The following is a 24,848-nucleotide window of genomic DNA, read 5'->3' as shown; positions in this document are numbered from 1 at the left end:
TCATGTCAGCGCTGCAACAGGCTGAGCACGTTCTGCGGTACCTGGTTGGCCTGGGCCAGCATGGCCGTACCGGCCTGCTGCAGGATCTGGGTGCGGGTCAGTTCGGCGGTTTCCTTGGCGAAGTCGGTATCGCGGATGCGGCTGCGCGATGCGGACAGGTTCTCCGAGGAGGTCTGCAGGTTGGCCACCACCGAGGTGAAGCGGTTCTGGATCGCGCCGAGGTCGGCGCGCACGCTGTTGACCGATTCGAGGGCCTTGTCGACGATCGACAGCGCCTTCTGTGCGCCTTCGGCGGTGGTGACGTTCAGGTCCTTGACGAAGTTGGCCGTGGCGCCAGTCAGCAGGCCGCCGTTGGTGCTCGTTTCGGTCAGGCCCAGGCCGGCGATGGTCGCGGCGGTGGCGCCAGCCGGCGGGGTTGCGGCACTGACGCCCAGGGTGAAGGTCTGGCCGTCCTTGACCGAGGCCAGGCTGATCACACCGGCATTGACCGAGGCCATGACGCCGGTTTCGCCCAGCTTGTTGTTGATCGCGGCAGAGGTGGCCGAAGTGATCGATTCGCCCGCCTTCACGGTGAAGTCGTTGATGGTGACCGTGGTGGCGGTGCCGCCCGGCGGGGTCACCGAGATCTGCAGGCCGGAGTAGGTGGTGTCGGCGGTGGCCTTGTCGGCGGCGGCCAGGCTGGTGCCGGTGTAGCCGTTGGCGAAGGTTGCCGCGCCCAGCGAATCAGCCTTGGCGTTGACCACGCTGTTGATGGCGATGGCCTGGCCGGCATTGGCGCCGACCTGGAACAGCTGGCTGGTGAAGGAGCCGTCCAGCAGCTTGGTGCCATTGAAGTCAGCCTGCTTGGCCACGCGGTCGACTTCCGAGACCAGCTGGGTCACTTCAGCCTGCAGGGCCTTGCGGTCGCTGGCCGAGTTGGTGGCGTTGGAGGACTGCACGGCCAGTTCACGGATGCGCTGCAGGTTGTTGCCGACTTCGCTCAGCGAACCCTCGGCGACCTGGGCCAGCGAGATACCGTCGTTGGCGTTGCGGATGGCCACGTCCAGACCGCGGATCTGGGTGGTGAAGCGCTCGCTGATGGCCAGGCCGGCCGCGTCGTCCTTCGCGCTGTTGATGCGCAGGCCGGACGAGAGGCGCTGGATGGTGGTAGCGAGCGAGCTGCCGCTGGTGCTCAGGTTGCGCTGAGCGTTGAGCGACATCGTATTGGTGTTGATTACCTGTGCCATGGGGTCGTCTCCTCTTATATGGAACCCGTTGGTGAATGAAACGAAGCGCCGCCTGTTTTTTTGTGTGGCTGTGTGCTTCGCTGTTGCCAAATGAATAACGGCGCTTTGTCAACAACCTTTAGCCGTGAATTCCGTCGACGCTGAAATCCGGTGCCGGAGGCTGTTTTTCCGGGGTTTTCCAGCCCTGGCCGGGCGTGAAGGCGACCCCGGAAGGGGCGGTTGGGCATGCCCAACCAGCGCTGATGAAGGTATCGGCGGGGCAGGGCCTGGCTTGATGGGCAATCACGGAAAATGCGTGCAGCATGTTTCCGGTAGCGCCAGCCCACGCCCGGCGAGCGCGACGGAACGGGCACGCAGAAACGAAAAAGGCCGCGATGCAGGGCATCGCGGCCTTTCAGGGGTGACGCAGGAGATGCGTCAGCGGATCTTGTTGAACAACGACATCGACTGCATCTGCGAGAAGATCGTCTGTGCCGCCTGCAGCGCGGTGCTCTGCAGCTGGTACTGGCTCAGTGCATCGGCATAGTCCAGGTCGCGCATCTGCGACAACGTGGTCTTCAGGGTCACGCTGTTGGCTTCACGCATGTCGGCGGCATTGTCCAGTGCCTTCAGCTGCGCACCGCCGGCCGCACGCGAATCGATCATCCGCTCCGACGCACGAGCCACGTCGCGCAGGGCGCTCTGCAGTTCGTTCTGCTGCGCGCTCATCTTGGCGGTGGTGCCGGTGTCGGCATCAAGCGCGGCAATCAGTTTGTCCATGGTGTCGAAGATGTCGCGGCTGGTAGCCGGCTTCACACTGAAGCTGTCACCGGCAGCGGGTGCGCCGGTGATCTGCAGGCGCACACCGTTGACTTCCACGTTGTCACCAGCCTTGAACGCGCCGGTGCCGGTCACGTTGCCAGCGCCGTCCAGTACCTGGTACTGGTCGGCGGCGGTGAAGCGAATGCTGAAGGACTGGCCGTTCCAGCTGTCGCTGCCATCGCGGGTGATGTTGGTCAGCACGCCATTGCCGGTATTGCTGGCCGCGGCAACACCATCGACGAAGCCGTCGCCAGTAGGAATGCGCATGAAGATTTCGCTGCCGGGCAGGGCATCCCGCACATAGGTATCGGGGCCGACTTCAATCTGGCGCTGGGTCTGGTCGCCACGGTAGACCACCTTGCCATTGATCTTGGCGAACGGCGGATCGCCATCGTTGGTGCCGCCGAACACGTAGCGGCCGGTGCCGTCGTCGGCGTTGGCCAGCGACAGCAGGCCCTCGCGGATCTGGTTCAGTTCGGTGATCAGCGTTTTCTTGTCGGCGGCGCCCAGTGCCGGATTGCTGGCCTGGATGGTCAGGTCGTTGACGCGCGCCATCAGGTCGTTGACCTGGGCCAGGGTGTTCTCCTGTACGCCCAGTCGGTTCTGCACGTTGCCGGCATTCAGTTTCATCCGGTCCAGTGCGGCCAGGCTGCGGTCAAGCCCGACCGCCGCACCAGCGGCAACCGGATCGTCCTTGGCGCTGACGATCTTGCTGCCGGTGGCGATCTGCTGCTCCAGGTGGCTGAGCTTGGCCTGCTTGGCCATCATCAGCGACACGGACTGGTTGAACATCATGCTTGTGGAGATACGGCTGCTCATCGACGGACGGCTCCCAGGATGGTCTGGAACATGCTGTCGGCGGTGGAGATCAGCTGCGAGGCTGCCTGGTAGGCCTGTTGCAGGCGAAGCATGTCGGCCGCCTCTTCGTCCAGATTGACGCCGGATACTTCATCGCGTGCTTCCTGCGCCTTGTCATTGATCACCAGCTGCGCTTCCAGCGAATACTCGGCCGAGCGGGCGGCTGCACCTACCTGGGTGGTCAGGCCACCCAGGGCGCCGTTGAGGGTGACCGTGCCGCTGTTGAATGCCTTGGCGCTCTCCACCTTGGACAGCCTGGAGGCGTTGCTGTTGTCCGACGAGCCCGCCGGAGTCGGGGTGATGTTGAAGGTGTCGCCAACCTTCGGCGCACCGTCCAGCACGAAGCTCCAGCCATTGGCACTGATGGTCTGGCCGGGAGTATAGGTCTGCGGCGGGCCCCCATCGATGGTATAGGTGGTGGCCGAGGTGAACACGATCGCGGCCGGATTGCGCAGGTTGGCGTTGGTCGAATCGCTGACGGTGACACCGCTCAGCTTGCCGGTGCCCGTGTTGGACGTCGCCGCCGCGCCCTTCACCGCCGCGGCAGCGGCGATGCGCGACGGATCGGTGATCGCCACTTCCATGCTGCCCGCCACGCCTGCGGTCGGCTGCAGCAGGAAGCGGTCGTTGGCCGCCGGGGTACCGCCGACCACCAGCTTGACGCCGTTGATCACCAGTGGATCGGCGGCCGTACCGGTGCCGGTCAGCGGAACGTTGGCACCGGTGTCGGCACGGCTGGCCTTCCAGTTGGTGCCATCGAACTGCAGCACCACGTTCTGCGCGTCCAGCTTGCCGAGGTCGCCATAACTGGCGCTGAGGCTGGCGGTGCCGGTGTTGGCATTGTTGGCGGTGACGCGCGGGTTGCCGATGTTGAAGAAGTCACCCCCCAGCTGGCCATACAGGTCCACGCCCTGGTGATGCACCTGGTTGAAGCTCTCGGCCAGGCCTACCGCCAGCTTGCCCAGTTCGGCCTGGGCAGGTGTCAGCACGGTGTCGCGGAATTCCAGCAGGCCGCCGATCTGGCCACCGACCGCCTTCGGGTCGAGGCGGATGGTGTTGCCCTGCGTTTCCAGCGCCAGCTGCAGGCGCTCGGGCTGGTACGGGTCGGCCACGGTGGTGACCTTGGTCGCCGTGGTGCCCACCACCAGTGCGTTGCCGCCGGCGGTGTAGACATTCATGATGCCGCCGTCCTGGATCACCGCCGTGCCACCGGTGTAGCCGATCAGCTGGGTGATCAACTGGTCGCGGCGGTCGAGCAGGTCCGGTGCGGCGGTAGCGATGTTGGTGCCGATCGCACCGTTGATCTGCGCGATCTCCTGCGCCAGCCGGTTGACCTCGGTGGCACCGGCCAGCAGGCCGTTGTTGACCTCGCTGTTGAGGTTGTTCAGGTGGGTGTTGAGCTGCACGAAGCGGTTGGCCAGCGCCTTGCCACCATCCAGCATGTTCTGGCGGTCGGCGGTGCCGGCGGCATTGGAGGACAGGCCGCTGACCGAATCGAAGAACTTCGACCAGACGCCGGACACGTTGGTTGCCGCGTCGGAGAACAACGAATTGACCCGGTCGGCCATGCCGGAGAGCTGCTTCAGGCGCGCCAGCTCGCCGCTGCTGTCGAGCAGGCGCGAGATCGCCAGCTGGTCGGCGGTACGGCGGATGTCGGTGATGCGGGTGCCGTTGCCGACCGTGCCGTAGCCGTAGTTCTGGGGATCAGCGGTGGCGAAGTTGACCTTCTGCCGGCTGTAGCCCGGGGTATTGAGGTTGGCCACGTTGTGGCTGGTGGTCGCCAACGCACGCTGGAAGGCGAGCAGGGCACCGGTACCGGTGGAAAGTACGCTGGACATGGGGTTCCTCAACGACGGGTGATACCCAGCGCCGCGGTTGCGGTGCTGGCGAAGGTCTGGCCAAGGCGCGAGCCGGCATCGGCCACGGCGCTGACGGCGCGCTCGATGGTCGGTCCGCCGGCGATCGCGGCGATCTTGGCCGCGTAGCGCGGGTCGGTGGCATAGCCGGCGCGCTGCAGGCCACGGGCGAAGCCCTGCACGTCGGTGCCGGCCTGCAGGGCCTGCTGGTAGCGCGGGCTGGTCTTCAGCAGGCGCACGTAGTCGGCAAAGCTCTCGGCCGGCGAACTGTAGGCGCGGAAGCTGGCGGTCTCGTTGCGGCGCACGCCATCGACGTACTCGTGGGTGCCGGCCACGGCGCGCTGGCCGTTCCAGCCATTGGCCTTGATGCCGAACAGGTTGTGCGAGGTGCTGCCGTCGGCATGCTTGATGTGGCGCTTGCCCCAGGCGGTTTCCAGCGCCGCCTGGGCAACCAGGGCGCGGGCATCCACGCCCAGTTCCTTGGCCGCACGCTGCGCGTGCTGCCAGATGCTGGCGACGAAGCCTTCCGGGGTGTGTTCGCCCAGCTGGGCGACGGCGGTACGGGTCGCCATCGCATCGGCCGGGCTGATGGCCGTACCGCGGTTGCTGGCGGTGGCCGCCCACTGGTCGCTGTTGGCAGCCCAGTCCTCGCCTTGCAGGCCGCCGATGTACGGATCTTCGGTACCCAGCGAGCGGTGCATGCTGCTGCTTTCGCGCCCGGCGATCAGGTCCAGCGCCTGTTCCATCGGTGCAACCGCCGCGTGTGCGCCGGACTGCGCGCCGGCGGCCATCTGCTGCAGAAGGCGCACGGCCTGGCTGCCGTCTTCCAGCGGCAGCGACGGTGCCGGCTTGGCCGGTGCATTGAGCTGATAGGCACGGCTGGCCTTGGCCGGGTCCACGCGGGTATCCAGCGCCGGGCCATCGGCGGCCTGGCCGGACAGCTGCCGGCTGATCATGCCAGACAGGCCAAGGCCCTTGCCGCGGGTCATCGCCTCGGCAATCTTCTGGTCGTACATCTCGCGGAACATCTTGTTTTCGCCGGGGAACAGCGAGTCGCCGAAGCTGGCGTCACGCATGCTCTTGACCAGCATCTGCGCGAACTGGCCTTCCAGCTGGCGCGCGACCTTGTCGATCTTCGCCGGATCGTTCTGTTGTGCCGGGTGCAGATCGAATGCGGGATTGATGCGCATATCAGATCACCTCGAGCTCGGCACTCAATGCGCCGGCCTGCTTCAGGGCTTCCAGGATCGCGATGAGATCGCCTGGTGCTGCGCCCACGGCGTTCACCGCGTGCACGATCTCGTCCAGGGTGGTGCCGCCGCTGAACTTGAACATGCGGCTGCCGTCGTTGGTGGCGGTGATGGTCGACTGCGGGCTGGCCACGGTGCGGCCGCCGGACAGCGCATTGGGCTGGCTGACGTTGGTGTTTTCCTGGATGGTCACGGTCAGCGAACCATGCGAGATCGCAGCCGGTCCCACGCGCACCTGCTGGCCGATGACCACGGTGCCGGTACGCGAATTGACCACCACCTTGGCCGGGGCGCTGCCGGGGGTCAATTCCAGGTTCTCGATGCGCGCCAGCAGGCCGATGCGTGCGCCCGGATCGGTCGGCGCGGTAACCGCTACGGTCACGCCGTCGACCGCACGCGCCGCACCTTCGCCGAAGGCGTTGTTGAGCGCGGCGACCATGCGCGAGACCGTGGTGAAGTCGTTGTTGTGCAGGTTCAGGGTGATGTCACCGCCGTTGGCCAGCGGATCGGGCAGGGCGCGCTCAACGGTGGCACCGTTGGGAATGCGGCCGACGCTGGGCACGTTCACCGAGACACGGGAACCGTCCTTGCCCTGCGCACCGAAGCCGCCGACGATCAGGTTGCCCTGCGCGATGGCGTAGATCTGTCCGTCGGCGCCGCGCAGCGGGGCCATCAGCAGTGAACCGCCGCGCAGCGACACCGCGTTGCCGATCGAGGACACGGTGATGTCGATCGGCTGGCCCGGCTTGGCGAACGGCGGCAGTTCGGCGTGGATCGCCACGGCGGCCACGTTCTTCAGCTGCGGGTTGACGTTCGGCGGTACGTTCACGCCCAGCTCGCCGAGCAGGTTCTTCAGGCTCTGCACGGTGAAGGGTGCCTGGCTGGTGCGGTCGCCGCTGCCATCCAGGCCGACCACCAGGCCATAACCCACCAGCGCATTGCCACGCACGCCGCCGACCTGGGCCAGGTCCTTGATGCGCTCGGCGCTGGCCGGGGCCACCACCGCGAAGACCAGGAACACGCCGCAGTAGAGCGACGTCATGCGTCGCTGCCAGGAAGAAGAGGAGAAGAGTTTCATGGCCATACTCAGAACGGCGTCAGGCCGGAGTTGAAGAAGCGGCTCAGCCAGCCCATCGCGTTGGACTGCGCGACCGGGCCGCGGCCGCCGTAGACGATGCGGGCTTCGGCCACGCGGCTGGACGGAATGGTGTTGTCCTGGCTGATGTCGCCCGGGCGCACGATGCCCTGCACCTGCACCAGTTCATCACCCTGGTTCAGGCGCAGGTTCTTCTGCCCCTGTACCACCAGGTTGCCGTTGGGCAGGCGCTGGATCACCGTGACCGTGACGCTGCCCTGCAGGCGGTTGCTCTGCGCGCTGTTGCCCTTGCCGGTGAAGTCACGCGCGCCCTTGGCCGTCGCACTGAGGATGTCCTTGCCGCCCAGGGTGACCGGCGCACCGAGGATGGACGGCGTGCCCAGGCTCAGGTTCGATTCCTTGTTGGTGGCGGTATTGGCACTGGTCTGCGCGGTGGTGTTTTCCAGCAGGGTGATGGTCAGCAGGTCGCCGACATCGCGCGCGCGACGGTCCGAATACAACTGCAGGGTCGGGCCGGCCGCGTAGATCGCGCCGGCGGTCGGTTCGGCCTGCGGTGGCATGATCGGCTGGATCGGTGCCATTGCCGGATAGGGGCGCACATCGCCGGCAATCACGCAGCCACCGAGCAGGGCAGCCACGGTGCAGGCGAGGGCAGTGCGGGCGAAGTTGGAAATGTGCGACATGGCGGTTTCCCGGGTTGGCCGGTCAGAGCTTGTTGTTGAGGTAGCCGAGCATCGAATCGGTGGTGGAAATCGCCTTGGCGTTCATTTCGTAGGCGCGCTGGGTTTCGATCATCGACACCAGCTCTTCCACCACGTTGACGTTGCTGCCTTCCAGCGCGCCCTGCACGACGGTGCCGAGGCCGTTGAGGCCGGGGTTGCCGTTCTGTGCCGGGCCGGAGGCCGTGGTCTCGAGGAACAGATTCTCGCCACGGGCCTGCAGGCCGGCCGGATTGACGAAGTCGGTCAGGGTCAGCGCGCCGACTTCCACCGAGGCGGCGCCGTCGGCCATCTTCACGCTGATGGTGCCGTCGGTACCGATGGTTACCGACTGCGCGCCTTCGGGAATCTGGATGCCTGGCTGCACCGGGTAGCCGCTGTTGGTGACCAGCTCGCTGTCCTGGTTGATCTTGAACGAGCCATCACGGGTGTAGGCCGAGCTGCCATCAGGCATCTGAACCTCGAAGAAGCCGCGGCCATTGACCATCACGTCGAGGGCGCGGCCGGTCTGCTGCTGGCCACCCTGTTCAAAATTCTTGGCGGTGGCGACCACGCGCACGCCGGTACCCAGTTGCAGGCCGGTTGGCAGCTGCGTCTGTGCCGAGGAGGAGCCGCCGGGCTGGCGCACCTGCTGGTACAGCAGGTCTTCAAAACTGGCACGGTCCTGCTTGAAGCCGGTGGTGTTGGTGTTGGCGAGGTTGTTGGAAACCACCGACATGCGCATCTGCTGCGCATCCAGTCCGGTTTTCGCGATCCACAATGCCTGGTTCATCTTCGGTGTCCTGTCTGGTGGAGCCGGCCGCGCGGTGCGGCCCTTGTCTTCGGGTGTGCAAGCGGTGTGCCAGCGCCGCTGTCAGGTGGCGCCGGAATTCCGTCAGCTGCCCAGGCGCAGCATGCTGTTGGCGCTGCGCGCGTTCTCGTCGCCGTGCTTGATCACCTGCACCTGCATTTCGTACTGGCGCTGCAGCTGGATCATCTGCACCAGCGCGCCTGCGGCGTCCACGTTGCTGCCTTCCAGCTGGCCGCTTTGCACGGCCGTGCCCTGTGCCGGGGCGAACGGCTGGCGCGGGTCGGTGTTGCGGAACAGGCCATCCAGGCGACGCTCAAGGCGCTCGTCCGGCGCCTGCACCACTTTGATGCGGCCGATCTGCGCCATCGTCTGCGGGCCTTCGCCCTGCGGGATGATCGAGAGCGTGCCGTCGGCACCGATTTCCATCGCCTGGTAGGGCGGAATGGCGATCGGGTTGTTGTTGTCATCCAGTACCGAACGGCCGCTGGAGGTCACCAGCTGGCCGTTCGGCGTCACCGACAACGCCGCGCCGCGCGTGTACGCCTCGCTGCCGTCGCTGGACTGCACGGCAAGCCAGGTGCCGGTCTGCAGGGACAGATCCAGCGGCTTGCCGGTGATGTGCTGCGAGCCGGGCGTACGGTTGAAGCCGGCGTCGACGTGCAGCGCATCCACCCGCGAGGCAAAGCCCGGGCCCTTGATCGGGAAGGCTTCGGTATTGGCCAGCGCTTCCTTGAAGCCAGGGGTGTCCGAGTTGGCGAGGTTGTGGCTGAGCGTTCCCTGCGCCTGCAGGGAGGCGCGGGCACCGGTCATCGCCACGTAAAGGGCTTTATCCATGCGGGGAGTTCCGTGACAGGGTCAGCAGCTCATCAACGGATGTTGATGACGGTCTGGGTGATCTGGTCCTGGGTGGTGATCATCTGCGCGTTGGCCTGGAAGTTGCGCTGCGCGGTGATCATGTTGACCAGCTGCTCGGTGAGGTCGACGGTGGATGCTTCCAGCGAGCCGGCCTGGATCTTGCCGAGATTGGAGGTGTCCGGCATTCCGGTGCGCGGGGTGCCCGAGCTGAAGGTGTCCACCCACAGGTTGTTGCCCTTCGATTCCAGGCCCTGCGGATTGTTGAAGGTGGTCAGCGCGACCTGGCCCAGCGGCTTGTCGGCGCCATTGGAATAGCGGGCATAGACCACGCCGGTTTCCGACACGGTGATCTCATTGAGCTTGCCGGCGGCGTAGCCGTCCTGCTGGGTGTTGCGCAGCGCGAACTTTTCGCCGTACTGGGTCGAGCCGCTCACGTCCAGCGTCATGTTCAGCACGCCGGCACCGGTGGTCGGGGTGAAGGTGCCGAGGCTGACCTTGCCGTCCGCCGGTGCGGTCAGCTTGCCGCTGTTGTCGAAGGTGACCGGGGTTGGCGCGCCGGCCGGCTGGCCGTCCACGTAGTTGCGCACGGTCCACTCGTTCGGGTTGGCACCCTTCACGAAGTACGAGACCTGGATGTGGCTGACGCCCAGCGAGTCGTACACGGTGATGCCGCCGCTGGAGTGGTTGTAGCTGTTGGAGTCGGTCGGATCGAAGGTGGTGACCGTCGGCTGCTTGGCGTTGGCCGGCAGGGTAAAGCCGACCTTCACTTCGCTGGTCTGCTTCGGCGGGCTGTCGGTGGTGAGCAGCTGCAGGTCGACCATGCGGCCGGCATCGAAGTTGGTGCCATCGGCATTCGGTGCGAACACCTGCAGGCGTGCGCCCTGCGGGTTGATCACGTAGCCGGACGGATCGGTCTGGAAATTGCCGGCGCGCGAGTACACGCGGGTGCCGTTCATGTTCATGGTGAAGAAGCCTTCACCGGAAATGGCCATGTCCAGGCTGCGGCCGGTCTGTTCGTTGTGGCCCTGCTTGAACTGCTGGGCGACATTGGAAACGCGCACGCCAGAGCCGACCGCGTTCTTCGACAGGCCATAGCCGGTGGCCGAGAAGAGGTCGGCGAATTCGGCGCGCGATTCCTTGAAGCCGGTGGTGTTGACGTTGGCGACGTTGTTGGCAGTGACGCTCAGGTCGGAATTGGCGGCATTGATGCCGGACAGCGAGACATTGAAGCCCATGGGATGCTCCTGGTAAGTGCGGGGTGTGCGGCTCAGCTGACGCGGAGCACGTAGTCGATCGGGGCCGTGCCCAGGCCCTTGAGGTTCAGGTACAGGCCGTCGGAACCGACGGTCACGCTTTCCACCGGCGCCTGCACGTAGGTGGACAGCTTGGTGCTCTTGCCGGCGGTATCGACGTGGTTGGCAACGATGGAGTACTTGCCCGGCTCCATGCGCTTGCCGTTGGCATCCTTGCCGTCCCACTGGAACGCAGTCTCGCCGGCGGCCTTGGCTTCCACGCTCAGCGAGGTGACCTTGGCGCCGGTGGCATCGGTGATGTCGACGGTGATGATGCCGGCCGAAGGCGCGGCCACCGTGCCTTCAACGTTGCCTTCCTTTTCCAGCACCAGCTTTTCCGACGGCACCAGCACCTGGTGGCCGACCAGCGCCGCACCACGCAGCACCTGGTCGCTGGCCATCGATTCCTGGAATCCCTTCACCGTCTTGTTCAGATCGGTGATGCCCTGCACGGTGGACATCTGCGCCATCTGCGCGACCATCTGCGTGTTGTCCATCGGCTTCAGCGGATCCTGGTGCTGAAGCTGTTCGGTCATCAGGCGCAGGAAATCGGCCTGGTCCAGCGTGTTCTTCTTCTTGGTGGCGTTGCTGTTCGGGGCGTTCAGACCGAGTGCGGTGTAGACGTCCTGGTTGGTCTGGTTGTTGACGGCGGTGGTCATGGCGGTATCCGGTACTGCGGGCCTCAGCGGCCCATGGTCAGGGTGGCCAGGGCCAGTTCCTTGGCGGTGGTCAACATCTCCACGCCGGCCTGGTAGTTGCGCGAGGTCGAGATCAGGTTGACCATCTGCGCCACCGGGTCGACGTCGGGCTGGTAGATGTAGCCATCGCCATCGGCCAGCGGGTGGCCCGGCTCATAGCGCTTGATCGGCGCCGCATCGCTCTGGGTGATCTCCTTCACCTTCACCGAGGTGATGTTCGGATCGTTCTTGCTGGTGACGGCCTGGAAGATCGGCTCCAGCGGCTTGTACACCGCGTCGGCGGAACCGGCGACGGTATCGGCGTTGGAGAGGTTGGAGGCGATGGTGCTCATGCGCACCGACTGCGCCTGCAGCGCGGAGCCGGCGATATCGAAGATCGGCAGGTTGCTCATGGCTTATTGCCCCGTGATCGCGGTCAACATGGAACGCACCTTGCTCTCGACGAAGCTGAGCGAAGCGCGGTACTCGAGCGCGGCGCGGCCATAGGCCGCACGCTCGGCATCGGGATCGACGGTGTTGCCGTCCAGGCTGGGTTGCACGCCTTCGCGCGCGATCTGGAACGGGTTCAGGCCACTACTGATTTCGTAGTGCTGCTCATGGGTGGTGGCCATCAGGCCATTGGCATCCTGCCCCTGGGCATGGCGCAGGGCGGCATCGAAGTCCAGGTCCTGGGCCTTGTAGCCGGGAGTGTCGGCATTGCCGAGGTTGCTGGCGATCAGCTTCATCCGCTGTTCGCGCAACGGCATGGCCTGGGCATGGACGCCCAGGTAGTCGGTAATCAGGTTGCGCACGGTGCACTCCCACGGGAACGTTGCCCGGGAAGCTGCAAGGGGTGTGCCAAATTCGAGAGGGTAGTGCCGGCCGCTGGCCGGCTCCCCGATGGATCTGCGGTTGCCGGCCAGCGGCCGGCACTACCGGATCAGTGGCCTCAGGCCGCCAGCGCCACCTTGCGCAGGCGGTCCAGCACGAAATCGGCCAGCTCGTGCGGCGAGTACTTGGCGACGAAGGCGTTGGCGCCCACGCGCTCGACCATGGCGTTGTTGAAGACGCCCGACAGCGAGGTGTGCAGCAGCACGTACAGGCCGGCCAGGCCCGGATGGCGCCGGATTTCCGTCGTCAGCGTATAGCCGTCCATGGCCGGCATCTCGATGTCCGAGATGACCATGGCATAGCGCTCGGCCGGGTTCTCGCCCGAGGCGTGGATCTGCAGCAGATGGTCCAGCGCCTGCTTGCCATCGGAGAGCAGGGTGGCACCCACGCCCAGCTGGTCGAGCACGCTGCGGATCTGCTGGCGGGCCACGCGCGAGTCATCCACCACCAGTACCTGCAGCTGCGGGCCGTCGGAGGGCATCGCCATCGCCGGATCGAGCACCGCTTCGCCGCGCACCTGGGCGATGTCCGCCAGCACGCTTTCCACGTCGATCACCTGGATCAGTTCACCCTGGAAGCGGGTCACGGCGGTCAGGTAGCTCGATTCGGCGCCCAGTTCCGGCGGCGGATGGATGTCTTCCACCGCGATGTTGACGATGCGCTCCACGCCGCTGACCAGGAAGCCCTGGATCGAGCGGTTGAACTCGGTAACGACCAGGTAGCCGGGCGAGGTGTCCGCCTCCGGCTCGCGCTCGGGATGGCCGATCGCCAGGCCGAGGTCCAGCACCGGCACCGAGCGGCCGCGCACGTCGGCCACGCCGGAGAACTGGCTGGGCAGCCCGGGCACCTGGAACAGTTCCGGGCGTCGCAGGACTTCCTGCACCTTGAAGACATTGACGCCAAAAAGCTGACGTCCGCCGAGACGGAACAGCAGCAGCGCCAGGCGATTGTGGCCGGCCAGACGGGTCCGCTGGTCGATCCGGTTGAGCAGGTCATGGGACATGGCTGCTGTATCGGCGGGGTAGGCGCCGAACTTGAGGGCGCTCTGCCGCCCGCGCGCTCCACACCGCTTCTGTAGAGTCGACTGTTAGTCGACTGCTCTTCTGGGCGACTGCTCTTATAGTCGACTGCTCTTATCGGATCGCGGGAAATCCCGCGCTTCGCGCGAAAGTCGACTGACGCGAAAGTCGACTAACAGTCGACTCTACACATCCCCATCCCGAGGCCTCGTCTCTGGCACACACCTTGCACGCAGCTGGGCCAGGTCCCATCGACAGGAGGCGCCATGCGCCGGGTCACATCTCTATTGGCCATCGCGCTTGCCCTGGCCTCGCCGTGGGCGGCGGCCGCCGACTGGCAACCCGTAGCCAGCATCCGCACCGCAGCGTTGTCGACGCTGCCGGCTGGCAGTGAGGGTGAGGCCCAGGTGGCCGATGCGCTGCGCCTGCCCAAGTGTGGCGGCGCGCTGCAGGTGCAGCCTACCGCCAACACCACGGTGGAGGTCAGTTGCCCTGATGCGGGGGGCTGGCGCCTGTTCGTGCCGGTCAAGGTGCGGCGCAACCAGACCGTGCTGGTGCTCAATCGTGGAATCGGCACTGGAGAAACCCTCACCGCCGCCGATATCACCACTGCCCAGCGTGACGCTGCCCGGATTGCCGGTGCGGTGCTGGCCGATCCCAATGCAGCGATCGGCCGCATCGCCCGCCGTCCGTTGCAGGCCGGAGCCCTGCTGTCGAACAACGACCTGGTGGTTCAGCGTCTCATCAGGCGAGGAGACAATGTAGCCCTGGTGTCGCGTCGCGGTTCGGTCGAGGTCCGCATTGCCGGCCGTGCGATGGGTGATGCCGGTGAGAACGAGCGGGTCTCGGTCGAGAACCTGTCCTCGCGGCGGATCGTGCAGGGCACGGTCGATGCCGCAGGTGACGTAATCGTGGCGCGTTGAATTACCGCAAAATATCCCTAAAGATCACGGCCCTGCGGCCGTTATCCCTTGTGAACGGCAACTCCAGGACACCCCATGAGCCAGAAAATCGACGGCAACCTGCAGGTCCCCCAGGCACTGCGCAGCGTGACGACCCCGGCCAACAAGCCCGGCGTCAGCACCGATGCGGCGGCGCGCCCGGTCGAGGCGGCCGACAGCCTGCGCCTGACCGGCGAGGCCACCAATCTGCAGGCCATCGAGCGTGAGCTGACCACCGCCCCGGCGATCGACGCCCAGCGCGTGGCCGCCGTGCGCGAGTCGCTGCAGAACGGCACCTACAAGATCAATCCGGACGCGATCGCATCGCGCATGCTCGATCTGGACCAGCAGCTGCACGGATGACCGCGGCGATGAGCGAGCCGCTGCAGCGCCTCGCCCAGGCCCTGGACGTTGAACGCCAGGCCCTGGTCGAGCACGACGTACACGCCTTGATCCGGGCCACCGGCGCCAAGCTGGAAGCGCTGCGTGCGCTGGAAGGCGCGCCGCCGGTGGGGCAGGGCGAGCAGCTGCAGGAACTGGCCGAGCGCAACCGCGCCAATGGCGTGCTGCTTTCGCGGCGCCGACGCGAAGTCAACTGGGCATTGCGCCAGTTGGGCCGTACCGAAGACGCCTCGGCCTATGACGCCAAGGGCCAGTCACACACCGTCACTGCCCGCCGCCCACTCGCCGTCGCCTGACGCGACGGCGGTCGCACTACCCACCCCCGCGGGCTGAAGCCCGCTGCGTGACCGCGTATATTGGGCGCCTGTTCGAACGTCCCGAGTCGCCGTGTCCGCTGCCAACGCCCTGGTTACCGCCCCCCTTCCGCCGCAGCCGGTGCTGCAGGCCCTGCTTGAGCGCCTGCGCGAAGGGCTGCTGCTGTTCACTGAAGACGGGCAGGTGGCGCTGGCCAATCCGGCCGCGCAGAACCTGTTGGCGGGTGGGGAGGACGGTGCACTGCCGCCGCAGCGGCTGCGTGAGCTGCTGCCACCCGATGCGCTGGAACAGGCGCGGCAGCATGGTCACTGGAACGGCAGCCTGCCGCTGGGGGAGGGTGTGGTCATCGCCCACCTCTACCACCACGGCCCGGTCGGCCAAGGGCACTTCCTGGCGTTGTTCCGCCATATCGAAGGGCAGGAAGACTACGAGCGCGAGCTGCAGCAGCGCCATGCCGAGCTGCGCCAGGCCTACCTGCGCCTCAACGGTACCCAGGAAAAGCTGCTGCAGTCGGAAAAGATGGCGTCCATCGGCCAGCTCGCTGCCGGTGTGGCGCACGAGATCAACAACCCGATCGGCTACGTGCACTCCAACCTGGGCAGCCTGCAGGAGTACCTGCGCAGCCTGTTCACGGTGATCGAAGCCTACGAACGCGCCCTTCGTGCGCCCGACCCGAAGGCGTTGATTCCGGAAATCGACGATATCCGTGACCGCCTGGACATCGATTTCATCAGCCGCGACCTGCCGCAGCTGATGGCCGAATCGCGCGAAGGCATCGAACGGGTGACCCGCATCGTGCGTGACCTGAAGGACTTCTCGTATTCCGGCCGCGACGAATCGTGGAAGCTGGTCGACCTGCACGCAGGGCTGGAATCGACCATCAACATCATCTGGAACGAGCTCAAGTACAAGGTCACCCTGGTGCGTGAGTTCGGCCAGCTGCCGCTGGTGGAATGCCTGCCGTCCGAGTTGAACCAGGTCTACATGAACCTGCTGCTCAACGCCGGCCACGCCATTGCCGAGCGCGGCACGATCACCGTGCGTACCGGTGTCGACGGTGACCAGGTATGGGTCGAATTTGAAGACACTGGCGGCGGCATCTCGCCGGAACTGCGCCAGCGCATCTTCGATCCGTTCTTCACCACCAAGCCGGTGGGCAGCGGTACCGGCCTGGGCCTGTCGATCTCCTACAGCATCATCAACAAGCACCATGGCCGCATCGACCTGGACAGCACCCCGGGCGTGGGCTCGCGCTTCCGCGTGGTGCTGCCGGTCAAGCAGCCGCGCTGACCGCTTCGGGTACTGCCGGCCAGCGGCCGGCTCTACCAGGGCTTGTCCCCGACCTGGATTCGCGCTTCGGGTAGTGCCGGCCGCTGGCCGGCAACCTCTTTGAACCAGACATCGAGAGCAGCCGGCCAGCGGCCGGCTCTACCAGGGCTTGTCCCCGACCTGGATTCGCGCTTCGGGTAGTGCCGGCCGCTGGCCGGCAACCCCATTGAACCGGGCATCGAGAGCAGCCGGCCAGCGGCCGGCTCTACCAGGGCTTGTCCCCGACCGGGTTCGCGCTTCGGGTAGTGCCGGCCGCTGGCCGGCAACCTCTTTGAACCGGGCATCGAGAGCAGCCGGCCAGCGGCTGGCTCTACCAGACGGGATCGTTACCGCAGCGGGCGATCCTCGCCGCCATCGCCGCTCTCCGCAGGCGCCGGACCGGCGTTGCTGCGACGCTGCTCCTCATAGGTGCGGAATGCCTGGTGGATGTGCTTGCGCAGCTCATCGTCGTTCCACGGTTTGGTCAGGAAGCGATAGATCGCACCACGGTTGATCGCGTCGGTCACCGTGTTCAGATCGGTGTAGCCGGACAGCACCAGCCGGATCGTGTCCGGGTACAGCATCTTCACCCGGCCCAGAAACTCGGTGCCGCTCATGTCGCTCATGCGCTGGTCGGACAGGATCACCTGCACGTCGTTGATCGCCAGCAGGTCGAATGCATCGCGCACGTTGCCGGCGGCCAGGATGCGGTAGCCATCGCGGCGGAACAGGCGCACCAGCGAGCGCAGCACGTTCTCCTCGTCGTCCAGCAGCAGCAGCGTGCGGTCCGGGCGGGTCTCGGCGAAGGCTTCCGGGCGCAGGTAGCGGCGGCGCAGGGTCATGCCGGCGGCATCGGCCGACATCGGTTCGCCGAACAGGTAGCCCTGGAACACGTCGCAGTCGTTGCGGCGCAGGAAGCCCAGCTGCGCCTGCGATTCCACGCCGTTGGCAATGACCGTCATGCCCAGCTGGTGGCCCATGGCGATGATCGCGCGTGCGATGGCCGCTTCGCGGTTGCCGGCTGGTGCACTCTTGATGAAACTGCGGTCGATCTTCAGCTTGTCCACCGGGTAACGCACCAGCGCACTGAGGCTGGAATCGCCGGTGCCGAAGTTGTCCAGGCTCAGGCTGATGCCTTCGTTGCGCAGGTTGGCCAGTGTCTCGTGCACGAAATTGACATTGTTGGTCAGCGCGCTTTCGTTGATCTCCAGCGTCAGCATCTGTGCCGGCACGCCCGCGGCCTGGATCAGGCCCATCACTTCAGCGAAGAAGTTCGGCCGCAGCAGCTGCAGGGTGGAGACGTTCACGGCAATGGTGAAGTCGTCGAAGCCCTGGTCGCGCCACAGGCGGGCCTGCTTGAGCGCGCCCTCCAGCACCCAGGTGCCGATCTGCACGATGATGCCCAGTCGCTCGGCGGTGCGCATGAAGCGCTCCGGCACCAGCATGCCCAGCGTGGGGGACTGCCAGCGCAGCAGCGCCTCCATGCCCACCACATGGCCGTCGCGGGCACTGACCAGCGGCTGGTAGCGAAGCTTCAGCTCACCGTTGGGGATCGCGTCGACGATCTGGCGCGCGATGATGCTCTCGCTGTGCGCGCTCGGCGGGGTATCCACTGCATGGATGCGCACCGCGTTTCCACCTTCGCGGGCTGCCTGGTACAGCGCATCCTCGGCGTGGTCGAGCAGTCGCGAGGCGTTACTGGCGTGTTCCGGGCACAGGCTCACCCCCAGCTTGCCGGTCATGAACAGCGTGTACGGCAGCACCGACAGGGGCAACTCCATCTGTTGCCGGATCTCCTCGGCGAAGTCCTCCGGCAGCGGCACGTCGGCGTTGCGCGGGACCGCGATCAGGAACTCGTCGCTGCCATGCCGCCACAGTTTGCCGCGCCCCCGCAGGTAGGACTGCAACCGCTGCGCCACCAGCACCAGCGCCTGGTCACCCACCTCGGCGCTCATGTTCTCGTTGACGGAAGCGAAGTGGTCGATGTCCACGTGCATCAGCATCAGCGCGGTGCCGCCGGAGGCCGCTTCGGCGACCATCGCCTGCAGCTCGGGGTTGCCGGCACCGAGGCGATCGGGTGCATCATCGATGCTGACCGGCGGCTGGTTGGGATTCCACATAGGCTCAGTATTCCGGTGACTCAACGGCGGCCATGCTGGCCGCCTGGTAGGGGAGGTGAACGTCGATCAGGGTGCCTTCGCCATGTGCGGACTCGATGCGCACATGGCCGCCGACACTCTGCGCGCGCTCGCGCATCACGATCAGGCCCAGGCCGCGCGGGCCGTCCGGGTCGAAACCTTCGCCGTCGTCGCGGATCTGCAGGTGCAGGCTGCGCTTGCCGATGTCGCGCAGCTGCAGGTGTACCTGGCTCGCGCGTGCGTGCCGCAGCACGTTGGTCAGGCTCTCCTGTGCGATGCGGAAGCAGGCCTGTTCGATGCTGTTGTCGGGGCGATGAGGCAGGGGCTCGATCTCGGCCAGCAGCTCCACCTGCGAAGAACGGAACAGGACCCGCGCCTGCCAGCTGAGGGCCGCTTCCAGGCCCAGCGCGTCCAGCTGCGGAGGGCGCAGCAGAGTGGAGATGTCGCGCAGCTTGGCTACCGTGGTGTCGGCCAGGCTGACGATCTGTGCCAGGTCCTCGGCGCGGCGCTGCGGATCGTGCTCGTCCTGCGCGGCATGGGCGGACAATTTGATCGCCGTGATCGCCTGGCCGATGTCGTCGTGCAGATCGCGCGAGATCGCGCGGCGCTCGTCTTCCTGCAGGGAGAACAGGCGGCCGGCCATCGCCTGCAGTTCGCGGTTGCTGGTTTCCAGTGCACTGCGCGTCCGTTCGGAATCACTGAGGTCGCGCACGATCAGCAGCTTGCAGTCGCGGCCACCATAGCGGACCTCGCCCACCGCCAGGCCGGCATGGAAGCTGCGGCCGTCGGCGCGCTGCATGGCCACCACGCTGCTGTGGCCGGGGCCCAGGTGTGGCTGCCCTGCACGCAGCTGGCCGCGGACGCGGGCCAGATCACCGGCAGCGACCAGCGCCGACAGCGGCTCACCCAGCAGGGTATGGCTGCCATAGCCGAACAGGCTGGCCGCCCAGGCGTTGGTGTACAGCACGTGCTCGTCGGAGAGGATCACCACGCCATCGGGCAGCACCCGCACCAGCTCACGGAACTGTTCTTCGCGCTCGCGCAGCAGGCGCCGCGATTGCTCCCGCTCGGTCACGTCCTGCAGGGTGCCCAGTACGCGGCTGCGGCCGGACTCATCGACACCACTGGCGGCACGCAGGTGCACCATCAGGGCGCGTCCGTCCATCGACAGCAGGGGCAGCAGTACGTCCACCTGCACCGGATCACCCGAGCAGAGGTCGGCCAGCAGCTGTTCGGTCTGGGTGGCGGTGGCGGGGTCGGCGGGAACCAGCAGCTCGTCGAAGCGGTGCCAGCGGCGGGCTTCCGGCGGCCGGCGGCCAAGCAGGCGGTAGACCTGGTTGGAGTAGCGGCCCATGCCGGTGGACGGGTCCAGTTCCCAGGCACCGATGCGCGCCAGTTCGTGGGCTTCTTCCACCCGCGCAAGCGCCTGGTCACGGCGCAGCTGGGCCAGGTCTTCGGCGGTGCGGTCGATGGCAATCAACAAGCGGGCGTTGTGGCCGTCATAGCTGATGGCGTTGGAGCGCAGTTCCATCTGCCGCAGCGAGCCGTCACGCAGCTGCAGTTGGGCACGCAGGATGCACAGTTCCTCCGGCGCCTCGCGGATCGCCTCCAGCTTGGTCTGCAGCGCCTGGTCCTGGCCTGGCGGCCACAACGCGTCGATGGTCTGCTCCAGCAGTTCGTCACGCTCCCAGCCGAAGGTGGTACAGGCAGCCGGATTCGCATCGAGGATCGCCAGCGTGTCCAGGTCGTAGACCAGGATCGGGCCGGGGTTGCCCTCGAACATCTGCCGCAGGCGCAGCTCCGAGGCCTGCTGGCGCGCATGGGTGTGCAGCACATGCTCGGCCAGCGGCCGCAGCAGCAGGTACAGCAGGCCGGCACTGGCCAGTGCGAAGAACGAGCCCTTCACGCTCTGCCACATCGCCGCCTGCTGCGGATCCGGCACCAGCGCCTGCACGGCACTGTCGGAAGCGATCATCCAGGCCAATGCCATCACCAGGTAGCTCAGGACCACCCGTCGCCGGTCGCGGCTCAGCGCCTGCGCCATCCGCGGATCGGGTACAAGGGCGGTGCCGGTCGGTTCTGCAGGCATGGACGGGCTGGTTGAAAGGGGCGCCGGCCATCTTACCGCGCAGGTGCGCCCAGACCACTCAATTATCCGCCGCAGGCGCCGTTAACCACTGCGTGCCCCGCTGACGGGCGTGTCATCCGGAGCAAGATCGCGTGGACCAAGGGATCATCGCCAGCCTGCTGCAGCACCCGCTTGCGTCGGCGCTGGTCATCGTCGACCGCACGGGTCGCCCGCTGGCGGCCAATCCGGCTGCGCGCGAGCATGGCCTGCCGGCCACCGTGGCTGCGTATGCGCCGATGCTGGAAGATCTGCGCCTGATGGCTGCCGATGGCGGCATCGTGGCCTGCACGCTGCCGGGTGGCCCGCACGGGCACTACGATGGCCACCTGCGCGCTGTGCACGATGGCGCCGGCAACCTGCTGGCCTTCACGCTGAGCATTCCCGAACCGGTGCCGCTCGGCGGCGGTGGGCGCTGGGAGCTGGCGCTGGACAGTGCCGGCCACAGCCTGTGGGACTGGGACATTCCCAGTGACCGTGTGGTGCGCACCCCGGCAGTGGGCGATGAAACCGCCACCGAGATGCTGGCCCGCGTGCACGGCGAGGACATCGCCCAGGTGCGGGCCGCACTGGAAGAGCATCTGCGTGGCTTGAGCGAGCAGTACAGCGCGCAGTTCCGTTTCCGCCAGGCCGATGGCCAGTGGCGCTGGGTACTGGACCGGGGCCGCGTGGTCGCGCGCACCGCCGATGGCCAGCCGCTGCGCATGGTCGGTACCCATACCGATATCGAACAGCAGAAGCAGCTGGAAGGGCTGCTGCAGGAACAGCAGCTGCACCTGAGCGAGGCCCAGCGCATCGCCAGCATGGGCAGCTGGTCGTTCGACCCCAACAGTGGTCATTTCTGGTGGTCGCCGGAGCTGCGTTCGATGCTTGCGCTGGAGCAGGGCGCCGTACCCGGCCAGCGGCGCTGGCTGAAGCAGCTGCACCCACGTTCACGTGGCGCATTGCGTGCGGCGTGGCGGCGGTTGTGGCGCGATGGCCGTGCGGCCAATCTCGAACTGGAACTGACCCGGGGCAATGAGCCGTCGCAGCACCTGCGGCTGTGGATGCAGCCGTTGCTGGACATGGACGGACAGCCCAAGCGACTGCTCGGACAGGTGCAGAACATCACCGAGCAGCACCAGACCGACGCGTTGATCCGCTGGCGCACCGAGTTGCTCAACCGCGTCTCCGCGCTGGGCCGCATCGGCGGCTGCGAGATCGAGGTGAAGACCCGGCACATGCAGTGGACCGAGGAGTGCTATCGCATTCACGGCCTGCGCAAGGAACCGATCACCCTCGACCAGGCGCTGGCGTTGTACACCGAGGACTCACGCAATGCCTTCGAAGCGGCGTTGGCGCGCATCGCCAACGGCGGGCTGCCCGAGCAGCTGGACCTGTGCTTCTACCGCCAGTCCGGCCTGCGCGTCTGGGTGCAGGTGCTGATCGAGCTGGACCGCCGTGACGGCCTGCCGCCGCGCTTCGTGGTGCTGTTCCGTGACATCACCCGCGAGCGCGAAGCCAACGAGCGCATCGAACTGCTGGCCCACTACGATCTGCTGACCGGCCTGCCCAATCGCGTGCTGCTCGGCGAGCAGACGGCAGAGGCCATCGAAGAAGCACGTGACCGTGGCACATCGCTGGCGATGCTGTTCATCGATCTGGATGGCTTCAAGACCATCAACGACAGCTTCGGCCACGCCACCGGTGATGCGCTGCTGAAGGCCGCGGCGACGCGCCTGCACCAGAACCTGCGCAACAACGATCTGTTCGGCCGCTTCAGTGGTGATGAATTCATCGTGGTACTGCGCGACCTGGCCGAGCCGGAAGACGCCGGCCACGTCGCGCGCAAGCTGATCGCTTCGCTGGCCGAGCCGCTGCGTCGTGGCGAGACCACGTTGAAGGTCGGCGCCAGCGTCGGCATCGCGATGCTGGGCGATGCACAGACCGATTTCGGTTCATTGCTGCGTGCCGCCGATGCCGCGATGTACGCGGCCAAGGAAGCGGGGCGCAACACCTACCAGTACTACAGCCAGGACGCATTGGCCCGCATCCAGCGCAAGCTGGAGCTGGAGCATGCCCTGCACGGCGCCATCGAGCGCGAAGAGTTCAGCCTGGCCTACCAGCCGCTGCTGCACGCCCACCACGGCGAGCCGCCGGCGATCGAGGCACTGTTGCGCTGGCACCGCCCCGGGATCGGCTACTGCAGCCCGGCCGAGTTCATCCCCATTGCCGAAAAATGCGGCGAGATCGTGCGGATCGGCGATTGGGTGCTGAATGAGGCCTGCCGCCAGGCAACCGCCTGGGACCGTGCCGGTCTGCGTTTCGACCGCATTGCGGTGAATGTTTCTGCGGTACAGCTGCGAGACCGCGGCTTTGCCGAGCGCGTGATCGAAATCTGCCACGCCCATGGCTGGCCACCGCAGCGGCTGGAGCTGGAACTGACCGAGTCGGCGTTGATCCGTGACACCGACATCCTGCGCCATTGCTTCGACGTGCTGGAACGGCACGGCGTGCCGCTGGCGGTGGATGACTTCGGCACCGGCTTCTCCAATCTCAACTACCTCAACCGCTTCCCGGTGGGGCGCCTGAAGATCGACCGCAGTTTCGTGCAGGGCATGCTGCACGATTCGGGTACGGCCGAAGTGACCCAGGCCATCGTGCACCTGGGGCATGCGCTGGGCATGAAGGTGGTGGCCGAGGGCGTGGAAACGCACCAGGAAGAAGACATGCTGCGCCGCCAGGGCTGCGACGAGATCCAGGGCTACCTGTACTCGCGCCCGCTCAGCCCGCGCGACCTGGCGCAGTGGCTGCGCCAGCCACAGCCGGTTTCGCTGCGCACCGATGCCAGTGGGGAAGTGATGCTGGTGCGCTGAGTAGATGATTCCTCAGTTGCGCAATATTTCATCAGCAGGATCGGGCGAGGATTGCGACGCGAAGAGTTTGCCTGTTCGCTTCCGGGAATGGATCGACGATCCTTCCCGAACTAGCGACATGCGCATGGTCGAGATGTTCGTTGTCGTCGCGCTCTGCACTTGGGGTGGGCTCAGTGAGCTTCAGGCACGGCTGCCGGAGGCGCGTTTCATCACGGCCGACGGTAGTTTCGCCAGCGCCATTGCGTCGTTGGTGATCAATTTCTACCTGGTTTTCTACCTCTTCTGCAGAAGAAACGTACATGGCGACCATTCGAAATGTGTGTTTGGAAGTCTCCTGATACTCAGTGCAAGCGTGAACTATCTGAGCTTCGAGCTGCTATCTGATCGGCTGCAGGACATTTCCAGGTGGTTACCTCCTACCGCGTGGCAACTGAACTTCGCGCTGCTCATATCGACCGTCAGGAATGTCATCGCTTTCGGTTTCGGCGCGATTGGCGCGGGGATTGTCTCGGGTGTTCTCAGTCGGCACGGAAAGGGTGTCTCGGATGCCTAAGCAGGCGCCGCATGGCGACCATCCACGCATGGCGTGGATCTACCGCAACCCGCTTTGGTGGGTGCCGACCGTTGGTCGGCACGGATGCCTGTGCCTCTCGATCATCCACGCATGGGGTGGATCTACCTCGGAAAATCCGCTTTCAACTGCATGCGCAATGCCTCGACAATGGCCGCATAGCGCCGCTTCTGGACCAGATAGCTGGCCAGGAACAGCGGAAGCACCAGCAGCATCGGTGCCACCATCGGGCGCATCGCCACCAGTGGCAACAGCAACAGCGACAGGATCGCCACGAACCAGCTGCACAGGCCAATCACCCGCACTTCGTGCCGTCGCGCGTTGAGTACGATGCGACCGCGCATCACCGGGAAGTAGCGCAGGCCGAAGCTCGGCGCGAAGCTCTCGCGGAACGCCATGCTGCCATCGGGCAGCGCATGGAAGGCCAGTTGCAGCCATCTGTCCTGCGGCAGGTCACGTTCCAGGCTGCCCAGCGAGAGCCGGGCCTGCATGGCCGGTGACGCCGCGATGCGTTCGTTGAACAGGGTGATGCCCCAACTGAAATAGCCGGCCACCCAGGCCATCAGAAGGACGGTCTCGATCAGCAGGAGTGCGATCAGGGCGATGGCCATCGGTCTTCCATGAACGGGAACGGTGGATCATGCCACTGCCAGGACAGTAGATCCACGCCATGCGTGGATGTTGCGGCGAGAGCCAGGCGTCACACCGGCGGATGAAAGCCGTCCACGCATGGCGTGGATCTTATCTCTTGCCAATCTGGCACCTTGGGTGCCGAGAGCCCGGCGTGGGCGACCGTGTGGATCCAGGTCTTGCGACCGAGAAGTAGCTTGGGTCCCCACGCCGGATTCTCCCTGAACCGCCCG

The 24,848-nt window shown here is 66.2% G+C and carries 22 protein-coding genes; 6 read left to right on the top strand and 16 right to left on the bottom strand.

From position 1 onward, the window contains the following. Positions 1-5: 5 nt before the first annotated feature. The 13 genes from AC5P5R_RS19045 to AC5P5R_RS18985 form a co-directional block, all read right to left on the bottom strand. Positions 6-1,226, bottom strand: a complete 1,221-nt coding sequence (locus AC5P5R_RS19045; RefSeq protein ID WP_005413267.1) for a flagellin — start codon at positions 1,224-1,226, stop codon at positions 6-8. Between the two features lie 417 nt (positions 1,227-1,643). Further along, positions 1,644-2,846, bottom strand: coding sequence for a flagellar hook-associated protein FlgL (gene flgL, locus AC5P5R_RS19040; protein ID WP_100438507.1), 1,203 nt, complete (start codon positions 2,844-2,846; stop codon positions 1,644-1,646). Further along, the gene (flgK, locus tag AC5P5R_RS19035; protein WP_005413269.1) at positions 2,843-4,723 is read right to left on the bottom strand and encodes a flagellar hook-associated protein FlgK; all 1,881 of its coding nucleotides are present in this window, start codon (positions 4,721-4,723) and stop codon (positions 2,843-2,845) included. Before flgK ends, flgL begins: the two co-directional genes overlap by 4 nt. An 8-nt stretch (positions 4,724-4,731) precedes the next feature. After that, positions 4,732-5,931: a flagellar assembly peptidoglycan hydrolase FlgJ gene (locus tag AC5P5R_RS19030; RefSeq protein ID WP_164281658.1), complete on the bottom strand. Its 1,200-nt coding sequence runs from the start codon at positions 5,929-5,931 to the stop codon at positions 4,732-4,734. 1 nt (position 5,932) lies between these two features. Next, positions 5,933-7,075 (bottom strand): flagellar basal body P-ring protein FlgI, encoded by a 1,143-nt coding sequence (locus AC5P5R_RS19025; protein WP_100438508.1) that lies wholly within the window; start codon positions 7,073-7,075, stop codon positions 5,933-5,935. Between the two features lie 2 nt (positions 7,076-7,077). Next, a complete protein-coding gene (gene flgH, locus AC5P5R_RS19020) occupies positions 7,078-7,770 on the bottom strand; it encodes a flagellar basal body L-ring protein FlgH (RefSeq protein WP_043033568.1) in 693 nt (230 codons plus the stop codon). A 22-nt stretch (positions 7,771-7,792) separates the two neighbouring features. Continuing rightward, entirely contained in the window at positions 7,793-8,578 is a 786-nt protein-coding gene (flgG, locus tag AC5P5R_RS19015) for a flagellar basal-body rod protein FlgG (RefSeq protein ID WP_005409571.1), read from the bottom strand. A 102-nt stretch (positions 8,579-8,680) separates the two neighbouring features. Continuing rightward, on the bottom strand, positions 8,681-9,430 hold the full coding sequence (locus tag AC5P5R_RS19010) for a flagellar basal body rod protein FlgF (protein WP_043033567.1): 750 nt from the start codon (positions 9,428-9,430) through the stop codon (positions 8,681-8,683). Between the two features lie 32 nt (positions 9,431-9,462). Beyond that, a complete protein-coding gene (gene flgE / locus AC5P5R_RS19005; protein ID WP_005409573.1) occupies positions 9,463-10,686 on the bottom strand; it encodes a flagellar hook protein FlgE in 1,224 nt (407 codons plus the stop codon). 32 nt (positions 10,687-10,718) lie between these two features. After that, a complete protein-coding gene (locus tag AC5P5R_RS19000; protein ID WP_005413273.1) occupies positions 10,719-11,402 on the bottom strand; it encodes a flagellar hook assembly protein FlgD in 684 nt (227 codons plus the stop codon). Positions 11,403-11,425: 23 nt separating this feature from the next. After that, the gene (flgC, locus tag AC5P5R_RS18995) at positions 11,426-11,833 is read right to left on the bottom strand and encodes a flagellar basal body rod protein FlgC (RefSeq protein ID WP_005409575.1); all 408 of its coding nucleotides are present in this window, start codon (positions 11,831-11,833) and stop codon (positions 11,426-11,428) included. A gap of 3 nt (positions 11,834-11,836) precedes the next feature. Further along, on the bottom strand, positions 11,837-12,232 hold the full coding sequence (gene flgB / locus AC5P5R_RS18990) for a flagellar basal body rod protein FlgB (protein WP_005409576.1): 396 nt from the start codon (positions 12,230-12,232) through the stop codon (positions 11,837-11,839). Positions 12,233-12,369: 137 nt separating this feature from the next. After that, complete coding sequence (locus tag AC5P5R_RS18985) at positions 12,370-13,314, bottom strand: chemotaxis protein (protein WP_005409577.1); 945 nt, start codon at positions 13,312-13,314, stop codon at positions 12,370-12,372. 282 nt (positions 13,315-13,596) lie between these two features. On the opposite strand from AC5P5R_RS18985, the gene flgA reads away from it, so the two are divergent. The 4 genes from flgA (at position 13,597) to AC5P5R_RS18965 (ending at position 16,278) form a co-directional block, all read left to right on the top strand. Then, positions 13,597-14,253, top strand: coding sequence for a flagellar basal body P-ring formation chaperone FlgA (gene flgA, locus AC5P5R_RS18980; RefSeq protein WP_100438509.1), 657 nt, complete (start codon positions 13,597-13,599; stop codon positions 14,251-14,253). Between the two features lie 75 nt (positions 14,254-14,328). Continuing rightward, positions 14,329-14,634: a flagellar biosynthesis anti-sigma factor FlgM gene (gene flgM, locus AC5P5R_RS18975; protein WP_005409579.1), complete on the top strand. Its 306-nt coding sequence runs from the start codon at positions 14,329-14,331 to the stop codon at positions 14,632-14,634. After that, the gene (locus AC5P5R_RS18970; protein ID WP_005409580.1) at positions 14,631-14,969 is read left to right on the top strand and encodes a flagellar protein FlgN; all 339 of its coding nucleotides are present in this window, start codon (positions 14,631-14,633) and stop codon (positions 14,967-14,969) included. Before flgM ends, AC5P5R_RS18970 begins: the two co-directional genes overlap by 4 nt. A 91-nt stretch (positions 14,970-15,060) precedes the next feature. Further along, the gene (locus AC5P5R_RS18965) at positions 15,061-16,278 is read left to right on the top strand and encodes an ATP-binding protein (protein ID WP_005409581.1); all 1,218 of its coding nucleotides are present in this window, start codon (positions 15,061-15,063) and stop codon (positions 16,276-16,278) included. A 365-nt stretch (positions 16,279-16,643) separates the two neighbouring features. Here AC5P5R_RS18965 and AC5P5R_RS18960 read toward each other — a convergent pair whose 3' ends face one another. After that, positions 16,644-18,416 (bottom strand): EAL domain-containing protein, encoded by a 1,773-nt coding sequence (locus tag AC5P5R_RS18960; protein WP_005409582.1) that lies wholly within the window; start codon positions 18,414-18,416, stop codon positions 16,644-16,646. 4 nt (positions 18,417-18,420) lie between these two features. After that, complete coding sequence (locus tag AC5P5R_RS18955; protein WP_024958757.1) at positions 18,421-20,523, bottom strand: sensor histidine kinase; 2,103 nt, start codon at positions 20,521-20,523, stop codon at positions 18,421-18,423. A gap of 131 nt (positions 20,524-20,654) precedes the next feature. Between AC5P5R_RS18955 and AC5P5R_RS18950 the strand changes: the two genes are divergently transcribed. Continuing rightward, positions 20,655-23,414 carry a bifunctional diguanylate cyclase/phosphodiesterase gene (locus tag AC5P5R_RS18950; protein WP_100438510.1) on the top strand — a complete coding sequence of 920 codons (2,760 nt, stop codon included), beginning with the start codon at positions 20,655-20,657 and terminating at the stop codon, positions 23,412-23,414. Between the two features lie 4 nt (positions 23,415-23,418). After that, a complete protein-coding gene (locus AC5P5R_RS18945) occupies positions 23,419-23,967 on the top strand; it encodes a hypothetical protein (protein WP_138927714.1) in 549 nt (182 codons plus the stop codon). Positions 23,968-24,089: 122 nt separating this feature from the next. Here the strand turns inward: AC5P5R_RS18945 and AC5P5R_RS18940 are convergent, their stop codons facing one another. After that, complete coding sequence (locus AC5P5R_RS18940) at positions 24,090-24,596, bottom strand: hypothetical protein (RefSeq protein ID WP_100438512.1); 507 nt, start codon at positions 24,594-24,596, stop codon at positions 24,090-24,092. Positions 24,597-24,848: the final 252 nt, after the last annotated feature.

The organism is Stenotrophomonas sp. YJH_SMC_19 (genome assembly GCF_059367915.1).
The sequence above is the reverse complement of the archived record's forward strand: the minus strand, read 5'-3'. Positions and strand labels throughout refer to the sequence as shown.

Coding starts and splice junctions, on each gene's coding strand:
- AC5P5R_RS19045 (WP_005413267.1), bottom strand. CDS start 1,226: ATGGCACAGGTAATCAACACCAATACGATGTCGCTCAACGCTCAGCGC.
- flgL (WP_100438507.1), bottom strand. CDS start 2,846: ATGAGCAGCCGTATCTCCACAAGCATGATGTTCAACCAGTCCGTGTCG.
- flgK (WP_005413269.1), bottom strand. CDS start 4,723: ATGTCCAGCGTACTTTCCACCGGTACCGGTGCCCTGCTCGCCTTCCAG.
- AC5P5R_RS19030 (WP_164281658.1), bottom strand. CDS start 5,931: ATGCGCATCAATCCCGCATTCGATCTGCACCCGGCACAACAGAACGAT.
- AC5P5R_RS19025 (WP_100438508.1), bottom strand. CDS start 7,075: ATGGCCATGAAACTCTTCTCCTCTTCTTCCTGGCAGCGACGCATGACG.
- flgH (WP_043033568.1), bottom strand. CDS start 7,770: ATGTCGCACATTTCCAACTTCGCCCGCACTGCCCTCGCCTGCACCGTG.
- flgG (WP_005409571.1), bottom strand. CDS start 8,578: ATGAACCAGGCATTGTGGATCGCGAAAACCGGACTGGATGCGCAGCAG.
- AC5P5R_RS19010 (WP_043033567.1), bottom strand. CDS start 9,430: ATGGATAAAGCCCTTTACGTGGCGATGACCGGTGCCCGCGCCTCCCTG.
- flgE (WP_005409573.1), bottom strand. CDS start 10,686: ATGGGCTTCAATGTCTCGCTGTCCGGCATCAATGCCGCCAATTCCGAC.
- AC5P5R_RS19000 (WP_005413273.1), bottom strand. CDS start 11,402: ATGACCACCGCCGTCAACAACCAGACCAACCAGGACGTCTACACCGCA.
- flgC (WP_005409575.1), bottom strand. CDS start 11,833: ATGAGCAACCTGCCGATCTTCGATATCGCCGGCTCCGCGCTGCAGGCG.
- AC5P5R_RS18985 (WP_005409577.1), bottom strand. CDS start 13,314: ATGTCCCATGACCTGCTCAACCGGATCGACCAGCGGACCCGTCTGGCC.
- flgA (WP_100438509.1), top strand. CDS start 13,597: ATGCGCCGGGTCACATCTCTATTGGCCATCGCGCTTGCCCTGGCCTCG.
- flgM (WP_005409579.1), top strand. CDS start 14,329: ATGAGCCAGAAAATCGACGGCAACCTGCAGGTCCCCCAGGCACTGCGC.
- AC5P5R_RS18970 (WP_005409580.1), top strand. CDS start 14,631: ATGACCGCGGCGATGAGCGAGCCGCTGCAGCGCCTCGCCCAGGCCCTG.
- AC5P5R_RS18960 (WP_005409582.1), bottom strand. CDS start 18,416: ATGTGGAATCCCAACCAGCCGCCGGTCAGCATCGATGATGCACCCGAT.
- AC5P5R_RS18955 (WP_024958757.1), bottom strand. CDS start 20,523: ATGCCTGCAGAACCGACCGGCACCGCCCTTGTACCCGATCCGCGGATG.
- AC5P5R_RS18945 (WP_138927714.1), top strand. CDS start 23,419: ATGATTCCTCAGTTGCGCAATATTTCATCAGCAGGATCGGGCGAGGAT.
- AC5P5R_RS18940 (WP_100438512.1), bottom strand. CDS start 24,596: ATGGCCATCGCCCTGATCGCACTCCTGCTGATCGAGACCGTCCTTCTG.